The organism is Micromonospora sp. WMMD967 (assembly GCF_029626165.1).
Classification (GTDB): Bacteria; Actinomycetota; Actinomycetes; order Mycobacteriales; family Micromonosporaceae; genus Micromonospora; species Micromonospora taraxaci.
Map to the genome: position 1 here is coordinate 4302195 of NZ_JARUBK010000001.1, position 15729 is coordinate 4317923.

A 15729-nucleotide genomic window follows, 5' to 3' on the forward strand; every position below is an offset into this window, starting at 1 on the left:
CCGGGCCAAGGAGGACCACACCCATGACAGACGACTTCCCGGTTCCCGCCATCGAGGACTGGCAGCGGCTCACCCTGAGCGTGCTGCGCAAGGCCGGAAGGGCGGACGAGAACACCCGGGCGGACGAGGCCGCGGACCTGCTGGCCACCACCACGTACGACGGATTCCCGCTGGCCCCGCTCTACACCTCGCACCACACCACGGTGCCGGACGGCGTACCCGGGCAGGCGCCGTTCACCCGGGGCGGTGCGGTCGGCGGCCGGTGGGACGTGCGAACCGTGCACACCGACCCCGACCCGGTACGCAGCGCGGCGGCAGCCCGCGCCGACCTGCACGGCGGGGCGACCTCGCTGTGGCTGCGCGCGACGGCACCCGAGCAACTCGGCGAACTGCTCGCCGGTATCCCACTGGACCGCACCGGCATCGTGCTCGACGCCGGCACCGAGACCGACAAGGCCGCCGCCGCCCTGCTGGACGTGGCCACCCGACAGCACATCGACCCTCGCGTGTTGCGCGGCAACCTCGGCGCCGACCCGATCGGCGCGTACGCGGCCAGCGGCGTCGAACCGGAACTCCGGGTCGCCGCGGAGCTGGCGGCCCAGTCGGTGACGGCGCACCCGGAGCTGCGGGCGCTGACAGTCGACGCGACCACCTACCACGACGCGGGCGGCAGCGACGCCGAGGAGTTGGGGTGCGCGCTGGCCACCGGCGTCGCGTACCTGCGGGCGATGAGCGATCGGGGGATCCCGCTGACGAGGTCGCTCGCCCAGCTCGAATTCCGGTACGCGGCGACCGCCGACCAGTTCGCCACGATCGCGAAGTTCCGCGCGGCCCGCCGGCTCTGGCACCGGGTCACCGAGGTGGCCGGCGCCGACCGGCCGTCGGCGCAACGGCAGCACGCGGTCACCTCGGCCGCGATGATGACCGCCCGGGATCCGTGGAGCAACCTGCTGCGGACCACGATCGCCGGCTTCGGCGCGGGCGTCGGTGGCGCCGGGGCGATCACCGTCCAGCCGTTCGACCTGGCCCTGGGCCGACCCGACGAGACGGCCCAGCGGATCGCCCGCAACACCCAGATCATCCTGCTCGACGAGGTGCACCTGCACCGGGTCACCGACCCGGCCGGCGGATCCTGGTACGTCGAGTCACGCACCGAGGACCTGGCCCGCGCGGCCTGGGACTGGTTCACCACCATCGAACGGGCCGGCGGCATCGGGGCGGCGCTGCGCAGCGGTCTGGTCGCCGACCGGCTGGCCGCCACCTGGGAGCGCCGGGCCACGCGGCTGGCCCGTCGGCAGGACCCGATCACCGGGGTCAGCGAGTTCCCTGATCTGGACGAACAGGTCCCCACCCGCCATGCCGGCTCGCCCGCACCGGTCGGCGGCCTGCCCCGCCACCGTTACGCGTTCCGCTTCGAGGAGTTGCGTCGCCGGGCCGACGACGCGCCGACGACGCCGGTGGTGCACCTGGTCGCGATCGGCCGGACGTCCGAGCACAACGCCCGGGTCACCTTCACCGCGAACCTGTTCGCCGCCGGCGGCATCCGCACCGTGACGACCGCCCCCGGCGACGCGGTCGCGCCCGGCGCCGTGGTCTGCCTCTGTTCGTCCGACCGGGTGTACGCCGAGCAGGCCGCGCCGGTCGCGGCCGCGCTCCGACAGGCCGGCGCGGCGAAGGTCTGGCTGGCCGGGCGGCCGGGCGGGCATCCCGGCGTCGACGACTATCTGTACGCCGGCTGCGACGCGGTGCGCGTGCTGGAGACCACCCTCGACGACCTCGGAGTGCCCCGATGATCCCCTCGTACGCCGACGTCGCGCTCGGCACGCCACCCGGGTCGAGTGGCCCGGCCCCGGAGCCGACCGACGTGTGGCAGACCCCGGAGGGGATCGGCGTCAAGCGGTTCTACACGGCGGACGACCTGGTGGGAGTGGACTTCCTCGACTCGTTGCCGGGCATCGCCCCGTTCGTCCGTGGCCCCTACCCGACCATGTACACCACCCGACCGTGGACGGTCCGCCAGTACGCCGGCTTCTCCACCGCGCAGGAGTCCAACGCGTTCTACCGGCGCAACCTGGCCGGCGGGCAGAAGGGCCTGTCGGTCGCGTTCGACCTGGCCACCCACCGTGGTTACGACTCCGACCACCCCCGGGTGGCCGGTGACGTGGGCATGGCCGGGGTGGCGATCGACTCGATCCTCGAAATGAGGGAGCTGTTCGCGGGCATCCCACTGGACCGGATCAGCGTGTCGATGACCATGAACGGCGCGGTGCTGCCGATCCTCGCCCTCTACATCGTCACCGCCGAGGAGCAGGGGGTCACGCCCGAGCAGTTGGCGGGAACGATCCAGAACGACATCCTCAAGGAGTTCATGGTCCGCAACACCTACATCTATCCGCCGGAGCCCTCGATGCGGATCGTGGCGGACATCTTCGCCTACATCTCGCGACGGATGCCCCGGTTCAACTCGATCTCGATCTCCGGCTACCACATGCACGAGGCCGGCGCGACAGCCGACCTGGAGTTGGCGTACACCCTCGCGGACGGCGCCGAGTACGTGCGCGCCGGTCAGACCGCCGGGCTGGACGTCGACGCGTTCGCCCCCCGGCTGTCGTTCTTCTGGGCGGTCGGTATGCACTTCTTCATGGAGGTGGCGAAGCTGCGGGCCGGCCGCCTGTTGTGGGCGCGGCTGCTGCGTGACGCCGGCGCGACCGACCCGAAGTCGCTGTCGCTGCGTACCCACTGTCAGACGTCCGGCTGGTCGTTGACCGCGCAGGATCCGTACAACAACGTGGTGCGGACCTGTGTCGAGGCGATGGCGGCCACCCAGGGCCACACGCAGTCGCTGCACACGAACGCGTTGGACGAGGCGTTGGCGTTGCCCACCGACTTCTCCGCCCGGATCGCCCGCAACACCCAGCTGCTGCTCCAGCAGGAGTCCGGCACCACCCAGGTGATCGACCCGTGGGGTGGTAGCGCCTACCTGGAGCGGCTCACCCACGACCTGGCCGAACGCGCGTGGGGTCACATCCGGGAGGTCGAACGGGCCGGGGGCATGGCCCGGGCCATCGAGCAGGGGTTGCCGAAGCTGCGGATCGAGGAGGCCGCCGCGCGTACCCAGGCGCGGATCGACTCGGGCCGGCAACCGGTGATCGGCGTCAACCGGCACCGGCCGGTCGTCGAGGATCCCATCGAGGTGCGCAAGGTGGACAACTCGGCGGTCCGCGCCGAGCAGGTCGCGAAACTGCGCCGGCTGCGGGCCGAACGCGACCAGCCGGCGTGCGACGCCGCCCTGGCCGCTCTCACCCGTGGCGCCACCGACCCGTCGGCCAACCTGCTCGACCTGGCTGTCACCGCCGCCCGGGCGCACGCCACCGTCGGGGAGATCTCCGCGGCCCTGGAGTCGGCCTACGGCAGGCACGTCGCCCGCATCCGCACGACCAAGGGGGTGTACCGCGACGAGGCGGGCGCCGATCCCGGTGTCGCGCGGGCCCGTGCCGCCGCCGACGCGTTCGCCGACCGGCATGGTGCCCGCCCGCGCATCCTGGTCGCGAAGATGGGCCAGGACGGTCACGACCGCGGTCAGAAGGTCGTCGCCACCGCCTTCGCCGACCTGGGTTTCGACGTCGCTGTCGGTCCGCTGTTCCAGACCCCGGACGAGGTGGCCCGGCAGGCCGTCGACGCGGACGTGCACGTCGTCGGCGTCAACTCGCTCGCCGCCGGCCACCTCACCTTGGTGCCCGCGTTGCGCGAGGCTCTGACCGCTCTGGGTCGCGCGGACATCATGATCGTGGTCGGCGGGGTGGTGCCTCCGGGTGACATCGCCGCGCTCCGCCGGGCCGGCGCCGCGGCCGTCTTCCCGCCCGGGACGGTGCTCGCCGAGGCCGCGGTGGACCTGCTGGAACGACTGCTGCGCTGAGGTTGCGTGCCGGGCGGCGTCGCCGAGGCCCGCCCGAGTACGCCGATGGCCGGCGGTGACCGTCGGTCACCCCGGTCGGGGCGGATGCGGTGATGAGCGGTATACCTCAGAGTCATATTTATACCTTTGAGGTATACCGCTCGATCACGCATCGGCCGGCCGAAGCGGATGGCGGGCCCCCCGCTGCCCACAGCGCCGGCCTGACCCAGGACCCACCCGTCTAGCGGTGCGCGGCGACGCGGCCGGTGGTGCGGGTCTTCGGGGCCACCGGGGCGAGCACGGTGATGGCGGTGACGACGAGGCCCTGCTCGGCCAGCCAGCGGCCGCTGAAGCCGCTGAGTCGTCGACCGTGCACCCAGGGCCCGGTCACCAGCAACGCGGCCGTGAACGTGCCGTTCAGCGGGTCTATGACGATGTTCGCGTCCTCGAAGTCGAGCCACCGCGCGGTCAACGGGAACCAGGCCTTGTAGACCGACTCCTTGGCGCTGAACAGCAGCCGGTCCCAGGCGACACCGGGGTGGTCCCGCAGCAGGACGGCGATGCGGTCCCGCTCCTCGGCCAGGGAGACGGCTTCGAGCACGCCGTTGGCGAGGGCGTCGTTGGGCTCGGCGTCGATGCCGACGGTGGTGACCTTCTCCTGTTCGGCGAGGACCGCGGCCCGGTAGCCGGCGCAGTGGGTGATGCTGCCGACCATCCCGAACGGCCACTGGGGCTCGCCCCGGGTGCCGGGCAGGACCGGCGCGGGGGCGATCCCGATCCGTCGCATCGCCTGGCGGGCGCACCAGCGGGCCGTGGTGAACTCGCGGCGGCGCTTGTCCACCGCCTTGCGGACGACGGCCTCCTCTTCCGGGAAGAGGTCGGCGCCGGGCGGGTCCACGAACGTGTCGACGGCCGTCACGGCGCCGGGAAGAATAGACTCGATCATGGCTTCCTCCGCGCCGGAGAAACGGTTCCGGAGTCAGCGACACCCGAGCTGACGCCGGTGGGCGGCAGTGGCTGGGCACGGCTGACATTGGTCACGCTTCAACAGTATCGGCGCTGGTAGCCACAGGGAACGAACGCTGCGGCTTTCACGGGCCGCGCCCGCTGGGCTAAGGGAGTGCCCTCGACGGCTAGGGGCAGGTGGGGGGCCCGGTCGCGGGCCGTCGTGCCGCTGCCGCCGGCAGGGGTACGGCCCGCGATCCGCCCCGGATCACTCGGCGATCTTGGTTCGGCCGGTCCAGGTGAACAACAGTGGGGCGCCGTCACCGACGCGGCGCTCGAAGTGCTCGTAGCCGGCGAGGTAGGGCACCTTGATCTTCCCGTAGACCAGCTGCTCGACGGTGGCCACCACCGTGCGTGGGACGCCGTCGGGTCCACCCTGGAGGAACACCAGCACGGGCTCGGACGTTGGTGCCACGGCGGGTCGATCGAGCGTCAGGTACTGCTGAGGCATCGGATCGTTCCTCTCTGCCAGGGAGCGTCGTTGCTCCGGAGTCCAGCATGCTGGCGGCTCCGGCCCCGACACAGACCCCTAGTACCGCGGTGTCGCAGGCGCGACGGATCGCGAGATGCGGAAGGCCGCGGTGCGTTTCAGCGCTTCAGGCCGTGCTCGATCGCCTCGATGACGCGCGGCCGCAGGTCGGCCGTGCTGACGATGGCGTCGACCGAGCCGACCTCGACGGCTCGCTGGATGCTGTGCACCCGGTCGAACTCCGCCGCCACCTCGCCCAGCTTCTCCGCGCGGACCGCGGAGCGCACCTCGGCGAGCCGGGTGTTCACTGCCGCGCGCTCCGCGCCGGTCGTCCCGGCCACCTGCGCGTGCAGGTCCGCGACGCGCGGGTCCCTGGCGGTACGGGTGTTGACCTCACCGGAGAAGACGACAGCCGCCGCCGGGGCGCCGCCGAGCACCGAGGCGAACGATCCTTCCAGCGCGAGCACCGTCATGGACGGGTTGAGGGCCTTGGAGAAGACCACGAACGCACCGCCGTGGTAGCGGGAGATCACGCAGAAGACGATCGGTCCGTCGAAGTTCACGATCGCCCGACCGATCTCGGCGCCGTACTCCAGTTGCAGGTGGCGCATCGACTCGGGGGAGCCGTCGAAGCCGGACAGGTTGGCCAGGACGACGAGCGGTCGGTTGCCGGACGCCGCGTTGATGGCCCGTGCCGTCTTCTTCGACGAGCGGGGGAACAGGGTGCCCGCCGTGTAGGTGTCCGGCCCGTCGGTGGGCGGGAACCCACGCCGGGGTACGGGCCGCGACTCGATGCCGACGAGGCAGACGGGATAGCCGCCGACGTGCGCGTCTTGGACCACCGACGTGTCGGCGTCGGCCATCCCGGCCCAGCGTTCGAGGACGGGGTGGTCCTGGTCGGACAGGGCGCGCAGGACAGTACGGATGTCGAAGGCCTTCTTGCGGTCCGGGTTGTGGGTCGCCGAGAAGATCTGCCCGACGGTGGTGAAGTCGCTGCCGTCGACGGTATGCGGGTAGTCCGAGACGTCCCGGTCCACCGGGTCGTCGGTGTCCGCCCGCCGGGGCCCGGTCTCCCCGGGTACGACGTAGGTGTGGTCGTAGTGGGCCATCAGCACGTCCCGGGCCGCCGGCAGGTCGGGTGCCCAGTACTGGGCCTGCCCGTTCGGGCCCATCACCCGGTCGTAGCCGCCGATGCCGAAGTTGTCCTCGGCGGACACGCCACCGGAGAAGTCGAGCGAGTGTTTGCCGGTGAGCACCATCGCGGAGTCCGGGGTCATGACCAGGATGCCCTTGGTGTGCATGAGCATCGTCGCCTCGGCGTTCCAGTACGGCTGTGCGCCCACGTTGATGCCGGCCACCACGATGTTGATCTCACCGCCGGCCTGGGTGAACGTCACGACGCGCTTGAGCGCGGCGGCCACCCAGTCCATGTTCTCGGTGCCCGAGGTCATCGAGATCCGGGCACCGGCCGACAGCGCGAACCATTCGAGGGGCACCCGCAGGTGCTCGGCGAGGTCGAGGGCGGCGATGACACGGGCGCACTCGGGTTCGGAGAGCGCGCCCAGCGACTTCGTCGGGTCGCCGAGCAGCACCACACGGGTGATCCCCTCCGGGTACCGCTCGGTCGCGGTGGTCACCAGGCCGGCGACGATGGCCGCCGAGTTCCTCCCCTTCGGCCGGTCGACGGGCACCAGCGTCCCGGACGGGTCGAGGTCGTACTCGGTGAACCGACCGAGCAGCCCGGTCAGCTCGTACGGGTAGGTGGTGCCCCGGCGTGCGGCGCGGAGCACCTTCTGCCGGTAGTCGTCCAACGGGCGTACCGCTTCGGTGGACGGCGCGCCCACGTGCAGCCGGGCGCCGCCCGGGTCGACTGTGATCGTCACCGCCACGTCCCCGGCCGCACGCGGCTGGCGGGCGATGAACTGCACCTCCTCCAGCCCGGCGCCGACCGTCGTCGGCAGGATCCGCTGGACCAGCGCGTTCAGCTCGTCACGCGACAGGTCGGTGGGCGGCCAGACGTACATCAGGATCCGGTTGGTGTCGAAGCGCTTGTCCTGCGGGCGCCGCGCCTGGATGTCGCGGATCGCGTCCAGGGCCAGGGTGGTGGCCTCCTCCAGGGCGGGCAGGGCGACCAGCCGCCCGTCGGTCTCCCGCAGCGGGGTCAGGTCGCGGATCTGGCCCATGGCGATCAGCCGTTCGTCGGCCGGGTTGCTGCGGGCCACGGCCTTGAAGAGGTAGATCTCCTCGTCGGCCGAGGACAGCCGGGTCAGGTCGAACTCGCGGAGCCGTTCCAGTTGCAGGCGTTGGGCGATCTGCGGGTGCAGGCCCCGGATCAGCCGGTCCTCGGTGAAGCCGCCCTCCCCGGGCCGGAACGTGAAGTAGTGGTGCATGACCGCGCCGGTGGAGCTGGCCACTGTGGCGGTCACCCGCTCGACGGTCGAGGGCAGCGAGTGGTCCGCGAAGAGCTTCCCGAGCCGTACGGCGATCGCCTCGTCGTCGTCGGGCTGGTCGCCCAGCGCGACGTAGAGGTCCGCGACCAGCCCGGCCGGGGCGTCGGCGGCCAGCTCGGCGAGCGCGGTGAGGGTTTCGGGGAGACCGGGAATGTCGGTGGCGCCCGCCACGATGTGCGTGGTGCCGTGCTGGGCGGTGACGAAGCTGCCTCGCGGGGTGACGGCCCGCAGCCCCCGGTTGCCGTAGTAGCGCCGGGTCAGCACCTCCAGCAGGGGGCCGTGCTCGGTGTCGCCCCCGCGTCGGATGCGCTGGCCGATGATCCGTACGAGGGGCTGCCGGCAGGCGACCATCCGTTGCACGCGCTCGGCGCGATCCGGTGCGTCCGGGTGCCGGTCGAGGTGTCGCAGGTCGGCGCGGACCTCGGCGTAGTCCTCGGCGCGGGTGCGGCGCAGCAGGGGCTGGGCGTACCAGCGGAACACCAGGCCACGGGCCAGGTCGGCGACAGCGGGGAAGCGGACCTGGGTGGCCTCGACCAGTCGTTCGAGGACGATCCCGGCGGGTTCGCGCCGGTCACCGGCGGGTGCCGGTCCCGCGAGCAGCTGGCGCAGCACCTCGGAGACGAGCGGCACCGCGGCGGCCATGCGCTGTTGGGCCAGGAAGATCCGGAAGACGGCATCCTCCAGCTCCGGCGTCCGGTCGAGGCTGGTCACGCCGTAGTGGGCTAGGACCCGTTCGAGGCGTGCCACGAAGGTGGGGGAGACGCCGGCCCGTTCGACGTCGAGGCTCTGCAGGTAGCTGTGGAGGAACTCGCGCGGGGTGTGCACGGCGCTGCCCGGCTGGGCGTCGGCGGCCCGGCGGGGCTTGTTCCGGGCCAGCTCCGCCAGGTTCGCGAAGATCGTCAGGAGGTCGAGCTGGGCGGTCGGCGACTCGGTGCCCGCGGCCGGGTGGAGCGTGATCTCACCCGGATCGACGTCGTAGCCGAGCAGGAGCGCGCGCAGATCGTCAAGGGTCTGCTGCGCCGACGGCCCGGGCGGGGCCGGCGGCAGGTCGATCTCGACGGTGTCGGCCGCGCCCGACGTCTCCTCGGCGGTGGAGTCGGCCAGCGGTTCGAGGCGCATCAGGGGGGTGCCGGTCTCGACCTGGCTGCCGACCGAGACCGGGCATTCGCGGACCCGGGCCCGGAAGGGGGCGCGGAGCACGTTCTCCATCTTCATGCTCTCCAGCACGAGGATGGGTGCGCCCGCCTCGACCTCGTCACCGGCGGCGAGGGGAGTGGCGACGACGAGGGCTGGTGCGGGGGAGCGGACCACGCCGCCCTCGTCCCTGCTGACCCGGTGGGTGACACCGTCGACCTCGACGGTGTGGATCGGCCCGTGGGTGGCGGTCACCAACCGGAAACGCTCCCCGTTGACCAGCATCTGCCCCCGGTGCTCGTCGAACCGCTGCATCTGCACGTCCAGGCGGTGGACGTCGCCGCCCGCCGACAGGCCGACACGGAACCGCTCGCTGCTCACCCGCGACACCGCGACCCGGTAGCCGACGCCGCGCAGCTTGAGGTCGAGCGGACGCCCGGTCTCGTGCTGCGCCTGCGGTCGGCCTCCGTGCGCGGTGGTGAGCAGCCGTTGCCGGCTGACCTCCTCCTCGTCCTGGTAGGCCTCGATGGCGGCCGCGGCGAGGGCGAGCGCGGAGTGGCGGTGGGTGACCAGGCGGCCCTCGGCGCGGACCCGGTCGATCCAGCCGGTGTCGGCGGAGCCGTCGATCACCTCGGACTGGTCGAGCAGGTCCAGGACGAAGCTCTTGTTGGTGGCGCCGCCCTCGATGATGACCGTCGTCTCGGACATGGCCCGGCGCAGGCGACCGAGGGCCTCGTCGCGGTCCCGGCCGTACGCGATGATCTTGGCGATCATCGAGTCGAAGGCCGCCGGGATGCTGTCGCCCTCGCTCACGCCCGTGTCCACCCGGATGCCCGGGCCGGCAGGTAGCGCGAGCCGGACGATCCGGCCGGGGGAGGGCGCGAAGTCGCGGTCCGGATCCTCGGCGTTCAGGCGGGCCTCGACCGCGTGACCCGCCTCGACCGGCGTCGCGCCGTCGAGGCGACCACCGCCGGCCACGTGCAGTTGGAGTTTGACCAGGTCGGTGCCGGTGGTGATCTCGGTGATCGGGTGCTCGACCTGCAGGCGCGTGTTGACCTCCAGGAACGCGAAGAGCTTCTGCGCCGGGTGGTACAGGAACTCGACAGTGCCGGCGCCCCGGTAGCCGACCGCCAGCGCGAGTCGCACCGCCGCGGCCTTCACCTCGGCGACCTGTTCCGCCGCCAGCACCGGCGACGCGGACTCCTCGATGATCTTCTGGTTGCGACGCTGCACCGAGCAGTCGCGTACGCCGAGGGCCCAGGCGCCGCCCTGCCCGTCGGCGATCATCTGCACCTCGACGTGCCGGGCGCCGGTGACCAGTCGTTCCAGGAAGACGACGCCCGAACCGAAGGCCCGCAGCGCCTCCTGGCTGGTCCGCTCGTAGGCGTCGGTGAGGTCCTCCGCCGAGTCGACCCGTCGGATGCCACGCCCACCACCACCGGCGGTCGCCTTGAGCATGAGTGGATAGCCGATCCGTTCGCCCGCGCGGAGGGCGTCCTGCAGGGTGGCGACCTCGCCCCGGCTCCACGGGGCGACCGGCACGCCGACCTCCTCGGCGATCAGCTTCGAGCCGATCTTGTCCCCGAGTTTGCGCATCGCGTCCGCGCTGGGCCCCACGAACGTCACCCCGAGCCGCTCGCACAGCTCGGCGAACGCCGGATCCTCCGCGACGAATCCCCAACCGACCCAGGCCGCGTCGGCGCCGGTCTCGACCAAGGCGCGTTCCAGCAGCTCGTGGTTGAGGTAGGGGCGGGTGGCCGCGGCGCCCAACGGGTACGTCACGTCGGCCGCTCGGACGAAGGTCGCCGTCCGGTCCTCGTCGGTGTAGAGGGCGACGGTCTCGATGTGGTCGCCCGACTCCGCGGACAGGTCCCGTACGGCATGGATCAGCCGCATCGCGGCCTCGCCCCGATTGATGATCGCGATACGCCTGAACACCGGTCGACCCCTCCCCCGTCGTCCGACGCTTCGACGGACGACGATTCCGAGTGACCCGCGCGCGCATCGCGGTACGGCCACGGCCGGACCGTAGCCCGCCTCGCGGAGCAGCCAACACCCCTAAGGATCGCCGCCCCGGACGCCGCCTCAGCTCGACCGCCCTCATGAAACAGGCCTTAGCTTCGCCTCGCGCGGGAAGACGCCCAGCGTGACGACACCGAGGCGACAGGGGTGTCGGGTGTGGACCGGGCGCCGGCGCGGCCGGTCGTCTCGCGGTACGCCCCGGCGATCCCGGCCAGGCCGCGGCTCAGCTCCGAGCCGCGCACCCCGGCGTAGCCGACGACCAGCGCCGGCGGTCGGTCGTCGGCTCGCAGGGCGTAGAAGCGTCCGCCACGGACCAGTACCGAGCGCCGCCGCGCCGCCTGCACCAGCGCCTCCTCGTCGCACCGCTCGGGCAGCACCAGGTACGTCTGCAACCCGTTGTGCCCGCCGAACACCGTGGTGCCCGGCATCTCGCGGGCGACGAACTGGTGGACCGCCTGACGGCGCTTCTGGATGTCGGCGGCGAGTCGGCGTAGGTGCCGGTCGAAGACCCCGGTGTCGATCAGCCGGGCGAGGGCGAGTTGTTCCAGGCTGGAACAGCCGATGTCCCAGCCGGCGCGGACCCGCTCGATCGGCGCGGTGAGCGCGGCGGGGGTGGCCAGCCAGCCGAGGCGCAGTGCCGGGGCGAGGACCTTGCTGGCGCTGCCGGCGTAGATCACCCGGTCCGGGGCGAGGCTCTGCAGTGCCGGCATCCGCTGGGCGGGGGCCACGAAGGCGGCGTCGAAGTCGTCCTCGACGATGTAGCCGTCGACCGCCTCGGCCCAGGCCACGAGTTGCTCCCGACGGTGCGCGCTGAGGGTGGCCCCGGTGGGGAACTGGCTGGCCGGGGTGACGAGCACGGCGCGGACCCCGCTCGCGGCCAGCGCGTCGACCCGGATGCCGTCGGCGTCCACCGGGAGGCCCACCGGGCGCAGGCCGGCGTCGGCGATGAACTCCCACTCGCCCGGGTGACCCGGGTCCTCCACACCGACGGTGTGGTGGCCCCGGTCGCGCAGTTCCCGGCAGAGCAGTGCCAGCCCCTGGGCGAACCCTGAGGTGATCATGAGGTGTTCGGGTCGGCTGCGGACGCCCCGCACCCGACCGAGGTAGCCGGCGAGGGTGTGCCGCACGACCGGCAGGCCCGACGGCGGGGCGTACCCCAGCTCCCGGTGGCCGGCCGAGGTGACCACCGCGCTGACCGCCCGGATCCAGTCCTGGCGGGGGAAGGTGGAGCTGTGCAGGCCGCCGGTGCGCAGGTCCCAGACCGCCGCCGTCGACGTGCTGTCGTGCGGAGTGAGCGCCGAGCCGCTGTCGGTGCGCGCCGTCGCCGCCACGGAGGTGCCCGAGCCGTGCTGGGAGACGAGGTACCCCTCGGCGCAGAGCTGCTCGTACGCCTCGACGACCACACTGCGGGACACCCCGAGGTCGACGGCGAGTTGCCGGCTCGACGGCAGCCGGGTGCCCGGGCGAAGCGTGCCCTCCTCGATCTGTGTGCGGAATGCGTTACGGAGCTGCACTGCCAGCGTTTCACGCGATTGACCATCTATTGACAGGCTTAGATTCAGGGACAAGTGGTCCGCTCCGGCGTCGTCGAAGTGGTATGGACAGCGTGATCTGCGCCTGAGGAAAGTGTTGGTCGGACGCGCAACCACCTGCTGTCGGCGAATCAGGGCGTACGTTCCGAGTATGTCCAATATGGACCTCGGCACCGTCACCGGCCTCGGCGCACGGGTGGTCGTGCGAGTCCTTTTGTGCTGGGGGGAAGAGTCCGATCTGCCGCGTCAGTGGCGGGGTCAACGCCAACGGGGGCGCGTGAATCGGGCTGCTCAGAGGGGGTTTCGCAGTGTCCTCATTGTCGGCCAAGACTGCCACGCGGCTCATTGGGTCGCATTCCGTGGCGGTGCGGCGTACGCCACCGACCAACTCAATTCCAATAGACGTGACATCTGTCACACTGTCGCCAATCGATCCTTTGTCGCTCTACACGGCGCTCGCCGAAGTTCGTTCTCCGGACGATCTGTATCTCTTCGAAAGCCTGGACGGTCCGGCCCAGGACCGCCACGCGGCAGCCGTCGGCTGGGACGCCCTCGCCGAGGTGCGGTTCATCGCCGACCGCTGTGAGGTGATCTCCGACGGCCCGCTCGGTGACGCCCTGGCGGCCGTGCTCACCGCCGTCCTGGGCGAGCCGGTCCGGCACCGCGCCCGGGAACGGGTCTGGTCCGTCGCCGGGCCGCCCGAGGTCTGGGCGGCGATCCGGGCCGTCCAACGGGCGTTCGCCGTGCGGACCACCGCGCCCGCCGACAGCTTCGCCTTCGGCTTCCTCACCACCCTCGCGTACGAGGCCGCGCGGGACATGGACGAACTCTCCGTCGACCGGGTGGTGGACGACATCCCGCGCTGCACCCTCGTCCTGTTCCGGCACACCGTCTGGTGGGACCTGCGCACCGGCACCGTGCGGCACCTCGCCGCCACCGGCCCGCACCTGCCGGAGGACGCCACGGCCCACCGGTTGCCGGACCTCCTCGCCGCGCTGCCGGACGGCGATCGGGAGGTGCCCGCCGCCCCACCGCCCAGCCTGGTCCGGGACACCGTCGACGAGGAGACGTTCGCCGCCCGGGTCAAGCAGTGCCTCCGGCACATCGAGGTGGGGGACAGCTACCAGATCCAGATCGGTCACCGGATCGACGTGGAGACCACTCTCACCCCGCTGGAGGTCTACCGGCGGCTGCGGCACCGCAACCCGTCGCCCTACATGTACCTCACGCCCTGGGCCGGCGGGACCGTCATCGGGGCGAGCCCGGAGCTGTTCCTCCGCATCGAGCAGGGCCGGCTGTCCATGCGTCCGATCGCCGGCACCGCGGCCCGCGGCGCCGACCCGGAGACCGACCGCCGGCTGGTGGCCGAGCTGACCGCCAGCGAGAAAGAACGCGCCGAGCACGTCATGCTCGTCGACCTCTGCCGCAACGACATCGGTCGGGTCTGCGTGCCGGGGACGCTCAGCGTCGACACGATGTTCGACGTCGAGCCGTTCGCGTACGTGCACCACCTCGTCTCCACCGTCTCCGGGCAACTCGCCGACGACGCCGACGCCTGGGCGGCGATCTGCGCCGCCTTTCCCGCCGGCACCATGACCGGCGCGCCGAAGCTGCGGGCCATGGAGATCATCGACGGGCTGGAGGACGAACCCCGGGGCGTGTACGCCGGGTCGATCGGCCTGGTCGACGTGCGCGGGTTCGCGGTGCTCGCACTCTGCATCCGCACCGCCGTGCACGACGGCCACCGCTACCGCACCCAGGCCTCCGCCGGGGTCGTGGCCGACTCCAACCCGGACGCCGAGTGGCGGGAGACGCTGGCCAAGATGAGCGCCACCTTCTGGGCCCTGACCGGTACGGAGCTGCTGCCGTGAAGGTTCTGCTCGTCGACGCGTACGACAGTTTCACCCACATCATCGACCAGTACCTCCGCACGCTCGGCGCGCGGACCGTGGTCGTCCGTTCCCGCTCCCGGACAAGCGACGAGCTGGCCGCGCTGCGACCGGACGCGGTGGTGCTCGGCCCCGGGCCCGGCCACCCCGCCGAGTCCGGGCACGTGGAGCTGGTGCACGCCTTCGCCGGCCAGGTGCCGCTGCTCGGCGTCTGCCTCGGCCACCAGGCGATCGGTCTCGCCTACGGCGGTTCGGTCGCCGTCGCCCGGCACCTGATGCACGGCAAGACGAGCGTGGTCGGCCACGACGGCCGGGGAGTCTTCGCCGGGGCGTCCGCCCCGCTCACCGTCACCCGCTACCACTCGCTCATCGTCGCGGACCCGGCGCCGCCGGCCCTGGAGGTCACCGCGCGGTCGTCCGACGACGGCTACGTGATGGGGGTACGACACCTGAGCCTGCCGGTGGAGGGGGTGCAGTTCCACCCGGAGAGCGTGCTCACCGAGGACGGGCTGCGCCTGTTCGACAACTTCCTGCGAAGCGCCACGGCGCTGCCGGTGGCCGGGTCCCGGGCGGCGGGGTCGTCATGACCGATCAGTCGGCACCCCTGGCCGTGGTCACCGGCGCGGCGGGCGGCATCGGCCGGGCCGTGACGGCCGCCCTGACCGGCTCCGGGCACCGGGTGCTCGGCGTCGACGTCGACAGGGCCGGCGACCCGGCGGCGTACGCCTCGCTGGTCGCCGACGTGGCCGTTCCGGAGCAGGTGGAGCAGCTCTTCGCGCGCATCGACGAGCGCTACGGCCAGCCGACGGTGCTGGTCAACAATGCCGGCGTCTACCACGCCCGGGACTTCCTCGACTACGACCCGAAGACGTACGCGCAGGTGCTCGACGTCAACCTGGGCGCCGCGTTCTTCTGCACCCAGGTGTTCGTCCGTGCGCTGATCGCCGCCGGTCGTCCCGGCACGGTGGTCAACGTCGCCTCGATCAGCGGGCAGTCGGGGAGCCCGGACGCCGCGTACGGGGCGTCGAAGGGCGCGTGCATCGCGCTGACCCGCAGCCTCGGCCGGTCGCTCGCCGAGCACCGGATCCGGGTCAACGCGGTCGCCCCGGGCCTGGTCGACACCCCGATGGCCGCCCGGATTCCGGTCGAGCGTCGCGACGACTACCGGGCCCGGATCCCGGTCGGCCGGTTCGGCTCGCCGGCCGAGGTCGCCGCGGCGGTCGCCTGGCTGGCCGGTCCGGAGAGCAGCTACGTCACCGCTTCCGTGATGGACGTCAACGGCGGTCTGCACTGACCTGCGTCCCGGCCCGCCACAACCGCACGGCAGCCGGCT

At 72.2% G+C, this 15729-nt stretch carries 9 protein-coding genes; 5 read left to right on the forward strand and 4 right to left on the reverse strand.

Annotated elements, in window-relative coordinates:
- Nucleotides 1–23: 23 nt before the first annotated feature.
- Entirely contained in the window at nt 24–1793 is a 1770-nt protein-coding gene (locus O7631_RS19305; RefSeq protein WP_278145492.1) for a methylmalonyl-CoA mutase subunit beta, read from the forward strand.
- Entirely contained in the window at nt 1790–3916 is a 2127-nt protein-coding gene (gene scpA, locus O7631_RS19310; RefSeq protein ID WP_278145493.1) for a methylmalonyl-CoA mutase, read from the forward strand. Before O7631_RS19305 ends, scpA begins: the two co-directional genes overlap by 4 nt.
- A 220-nt stretch (nt 3917–4136) precedes the next feature.
- On the opposite strand, the gene O7631_RS19315 is transcribed toward scpA, so the two are convergent.
- The 4 genes from O7631_RS19315 to O7631_RS19330 all read right to left on the reverse strand — a co-directional run bounded on the left by O7631_RS19315 (nt 4137) and on the right by O7631_RS19330 (nt 12489).
- Nucleotides 4137–4841 carry a 4'-phosphopantetheinyl transferase superfamily protein gene (locus O7631_RS19315; RefSeq protein ID WP_278145494.1) on the reverse strand — a complete coding sequence of 235 codons (705 nt, stop codon included), beginning with the start codon at nt 4839–4841 and terminating at the stop codon, nt 4137–4139.
- 267 nt (nt 4842–5108) lie between these two features.
- Nucleotides 5109–5351, reverse strand: coding sequence for a DUF5988 family protein (locus tag O7631_RS19320; protein WP_278145495.1), 243 nt, complete (start codon nt 5349–5351; stop codon nt 5109–5111).
- 137 nt (nt 5352–5488) lie between these two features.
- Nucleotides 5489–10891, reverse strand: a complete 5403-nt coding sequence (locus tag O7631_RS19325) for a carboxyl transferase domain-containing protein (protein ID WP_278145496.1) — start codon at nt 10889–10891, stop codon at nt 5489–5491.
- Nucleotides 10892–11067: 176 nt separating this feature from the next.
- Entirely contained in the window at nt 11068–12489 is a 1422-nt protein-coding gene (locus tag O7631_RS19330) for a PLP-dependent aminotransferase family protein (RefSeq protein ID WP_278145497.1), read from the reverse strand.
- 455 nt (nt 12490–12944) lie between these two features.
- On the opposite strand from O7631_RS19330, the gene O7631_RS19335 reads away from it, so the two are divergent.
- From O7631_RS19335 to O7631_RS19345, 3 genes are read left to right on the forward strand one after another with little or no spacing between them, the layout of a single operon-like run.
- The gene (locus tag O7631_RS19335) at nt 12945–14378 is read left to right on the forward strand and encodes an anthranilate synthase component I family protein (protein ID WP_278145498.1); all 1434 of its coding nucleotides are present in this window, start codon (nt 12945–12947) and stop codon (nt 14376–14378) included.
- A complete protein-coding gene (locus tag O7631_RS19340) occupies nt 14375–14983 on the forward strand; it encodes an aminodeoxychorismate/anthranilate synthase component II (protein WP_269678330.1) in 609 nt (202 codons plus the stop codon). Before O7631_RS19335 ends, O7631_RS19340 begins: the two co-directional genes overlap by 4 nt.
- Nucleotides 14980–15690 (forward strand): SDR family oxidoreductase, encoded by a 711-nt coding sequence (locus O7631_RS19345; RefSeq protein ID WP_278145499.1) that lies wholly within the window; start codon nt 14980–14982, stop codon nt 15688–15690. The genes O7631_RS19340 and O7631_RS19345 overlap by 4 nt, the downstream gene beginning before the upstream one ends.
- Nucleotides 15691–15729: the final 39 nt, after the last annotated feature.

What these genes read in the sequence shown, in the direction of transcription:
- O7631_RS19305 (WP_278145492.1), top strand. Translation starts at nt 24, where the DNA reads ATGACAGACGACTTCCCGGTTCCCGCCATCGAGGACTGGCAGCGGCTC.
- scpA (WP_278145493.1), top strand. Translation starts at nt 1,790, where the DNA reads ATGATCCCCTCGTACGCCGACGTCGCGCTCGGCACGCCACCCGGGTCG.
- O7631_RS19315 (WP_278145494.1), bottom strand. Translation starts at nt 4,841, where the DNA reads ATGATCGAGTCTATTCTTCCCGGCGCCGTGACGGCCGTCGACACGTTC.
- O7631_RS19320 (WP_278145495.1), bottom strand. Translation starts at nt 5,351, where the DNA reads ATGCCTCAGCAGTACCTGACGCTCGATCGACCCGCCGTGGCACCAACG.
- O7631_RS19345 (WP_278145499.1), top strand. Translation starts at nt 14,980, where the DNA reads ATGACCGATCAGTCGGCACCCCTGGCCGTGGTCACCGGCGCGGCGGGC.